We start from the raw sequence: 3,172 nt of genomic DNA on the forward strand, positions 1-3,172 counted from the left end.
CCCGGCTGCGAACTGACCGTCAGAAGGGGGCGGCTGGCGCTCGCACCGGAGGGCGCTGCAGGCGGCTGGAGGGGAACCTCGATCAGGACGGGTGGTGCGGGCAGACGCGCGTAGCGCGGCAACCCGGCCGGCCGGATCGGGGTTGCGAGGGTCAGGCGCCGCCTTCAGGGAAGGGTTCGCGAAGAGCCGGATGGTCCCGGGCCTGTGCCGGTGAGATGAGCTGCCATTTCGTGGCGTTTCGCGGCTGCGGTTCGCCCTGAACCTGCTCAACGCCCGGGCCGTGCAACTGACCTCGGTGGTGCGATTTCGTGCGGCCCATGACGTCAGATCTGCAAAGGGGAGGACACCGCCGAAGCTCGTGTATCCTGATCTCTAGAATGGCTCTGCCCAAGCGGTGCCTGTCAGCACAGGCCCCTGGCGCTGGCCCCGGTTCAGGGCACCATGGCAGGAACTGAAGACCGTCCCTTGGCGGCTTTGGCCAGCTTGAGATCGAAGCTTAGGAAGGCAATGGAACCATCGGCCCTGGCGAGATGCGGCGCGTCCGCGAAGTACATTCCACCCGCCAGACCATCCAGAGCAGAGGCCAAAGCCAGAGGATCTTCACCGGCAACGCCAGGCAGCCCAGCCAGACGTGTCAGCGCGGCCCAGATAGCCTCACTGGAGAAGCCATACCCGCTGCGCAGAACCCACTCGGCTTCAAGAAGCAGGGTCGTCGGAATGAAGATGTCGCCAGTCTCGATGACCGGGCGCGCTGCTGCAGCTTGTGCATCATCCGCAGTCAATGGCGGACGAACACGTTGGTATCAATCGCACGCACGTCGCTCAGCATCCCGCGCAATCGCTGCATTCATTTCCTCGACTGACAGAGCCGGTCCCTCGTGTCGCATCGATCCGAACAGCGGATTTATGCTGGATGCTGCGATTGTCTCGACCGGAAGCAACAACGTGTGCGTCTCCGGAGGGAATATCTGGAAGCCATAGCGCGTATAAAAGGCGACTGCCTCGTCATCGATCGCATGGACGACAAGCGCCCGCACGCCCGCCTGCTCGGACACGCGGAGCGTACGCAGCATGGCTTCGCGCAGCAGGGCGCTGCCGAGTTTCAGGCCCTGACACCGCTTGTCTACAGCCAGGCGTCCAAGAACCATGATCGGGACAGGATTGGGCAGATTATGGCGGATGCGCCGCGGCACTTCCGTTCGCGCCACACTGCCGGTTGCGAGCGTATAATAGCCCACGACCGTGTCCCCTTCATCGCAAACGACAAAGGTACGCGAGGACATCCCCTCGTTCGCCATGGCACGGGAACGCAGCCACTCATCAAGTGCCGGCTTCCCGGACTCGAACCGGCCAAGATCATGATGCGCCTGCAGAGGTTCAGGCTGGCCCAGCCGTACGGGCTTTACTCCCACGGAGCCTTGGCCGACATCAGCTCCGTGAGCGCCGCATTGGGAGAAACAGGGGCCGCCAATGCCTTGGCGAACACCTCGCTTGCTTCAGCATCAAGGCTGAAGACCCGCCGATCGAGCAGCACATCGACCGCGTGCTGGCGGGCACTATCGAGCACGAACTCCGTGCGCGATTTGCCCAGTGACGCCGCCGCTGAATCAATCAGATCGCGCGTTCGCGCCGGGACACGCATCGTGATCGTTGCATCAGCCGGCAGCTTGCGCCGGCCACTCTCAGAGGAATCACGATTTAGCACAGCCATTACCTTCGACCTTCCATTTCGCATCGGAAGATGTCAATTTGCACATACAATGTCAATACAAACTACAAGTCAACGTTGGCTTGCTAAACGCCCAAAACAGGCTTGCAGTTGATTGCCAGCGCTCACGAGGGCGCTGGCAAGATAGAAGACCGATCAGCGTGATACCCCGCTCAACGGAGCCTTGGGACTAATTACCAGTGGTCCAGGGCAATCAAAGACACTGATCCTGATCCGGATGAAAGTGACCGTCGAGGGTGTGATTAAAGGCCTAGATCGTCTTCATGCGGACTGGATCGGCCCTGATAGTCAGAATTCCTGATCCTTCTCCATTGGATACCTCGCCACGATCTGCAGCACCTCACGACCCCAAAGCGAAAGCGCCTCCCGCTTTTCATTGGTGTATTGATGCCGGTGATAAACGCCAGCGACGCCGGCCATCGCAGTTCCAGACTGGTGGTTGAGAACGGCCTCCGAAACGACCAGAGGGATACCAAGGCGCTGCAAGCCCGTTGCGACCGTCCGTCGAATATCATGCATGGTGAAGTGCCCGGCCTCGTAGCCGAGCTTCTCGTCCACACTCGCTCTGATCCGCTTCCAGGCCTTGGATAGTCCACTGACACTGTTCGTATTGGTGACCTTCGAAGCCAACAGAATCTGAGATTGCTTGTGAGCGTCTTCGGGGGCGATGCCAGCTGCCCGGAATATCTCGGTGATCACTGTAAGAGCCTGGGCGGATAGTGGCACCAAATTGGCCTTGCCGTTTTTTGCTCGATCACCTGGGACAGTCCAGACCTTGGCTTTGAAGTCGAACTCGTCGCACGCCGCATCGAGCACTTCGCCACGGCGTTGAGCCGTAAGGATAAGCATCTGCACGAGATGACCGAACGGATATCCATCCTCGACCGCAGATTGCCACAGCGCAGCAAGCTCACGGTCACTGAGCACACGGTCGCGAGGCTCATTCCGCTTCGGCCGCCATGCATCCCGGCAAGGATTGGCGGGCATATGCTCTAATCTGGCGAGCGCCCAAGTGTAGAAGGTTGAAAGATGGCGATACACGATCCGCGCCATCGTCAGAGTTTCCTTGCCCCGCTCGAACGCAATTTTCTCAACGAAGCGGCTCACGTCACTTCGAGTTATGGAGTCCGCGAGCCGGTCTCCAATCTCAGGCTCGATGTACTTTCGGAACACCCGATCGAACTCCCGCGCGCTCCTCTTTTTGCCCTCGATCTGCTGCGCAAGGTACGTTTCGTAGAGCTCAGCGACTGTCCCGACGCCTTTTGATCCCTTCCTCTTTGCGCCCGCTTTTCTGGCGATGCTCTTACCTTGCTCGACATCCACGAGCAGATCGCGGGCCTTCTTACGGGCATGGGCCAGTGTAAAGCTGGGGCTATGGCGTCCGATCGTCACATTCAACCATTTGCCCTGAACCCGCTTGCGCAGAATGTACGTCTTGATACC

General features: G+C 59.9%; 4 protein-coding genes. All 4 read right to left on the reverse strand.

Annotated features, from left to right (window positions below; translation table 11 throughout):
• Window positions 1-431: 431 nt before the first annotated feature.
• Complete coding sequence (locus IP83_RS13400) at window positions 432-782, reverse strand: type II toxin-antitoxin system VapC family toxin (RefSeq protein ID WP_231625045.1); 351 nt, start codon at window positions 780-782, stop codon at window positions 432-434.
• Window positions 783-803: 21 nt separating this feature from the next.
• Window positions 804-1,412 (reverse strand): GNAT family N-acetyltransferase, encoded by a 609-nt coding sequence (locus IP83_RS13405; RefSeq protein ID WP_082364693.1) that lies wholly within the window; start codon window positions 1,410-1,412, stop codon window positions 804-806.
• Window positions 1,403-1,711, reverse strand: coding sequence for a DUF1778 domain-containing protein (locus IP83_RS13410; RefSeq protein ID WP_054122734.1), 309 nt, complete (start codon window positions 1,709-1,711; stop codon window positions 1,403-1,405). The genes IP83_RS13405 and IP83_RS13410 overlap by 10 nt, the downstream gene beginning before the upstream one ends.
• A gap of 306 nt (window positions 1,712-2,017) precedes the next feature.
• On the reverse strand, window positions 2,018-3,172 hold a 1,155-nt coding region (locus IP83_RS13415), incomplete at its 5' end, for a site-specific integrase (RefSeq protein WP_054122735.1).

Source organism: Novosphingobium sp. AAP93 (genome assembly GCF_001296055.1).
Taxonomy (GTDB): domain Bacteria; phylum Pseudomonadota; class Alphaproteobacteria; order Sphingomonadales; family Sphingomonadaceae; genus Novosphingobium.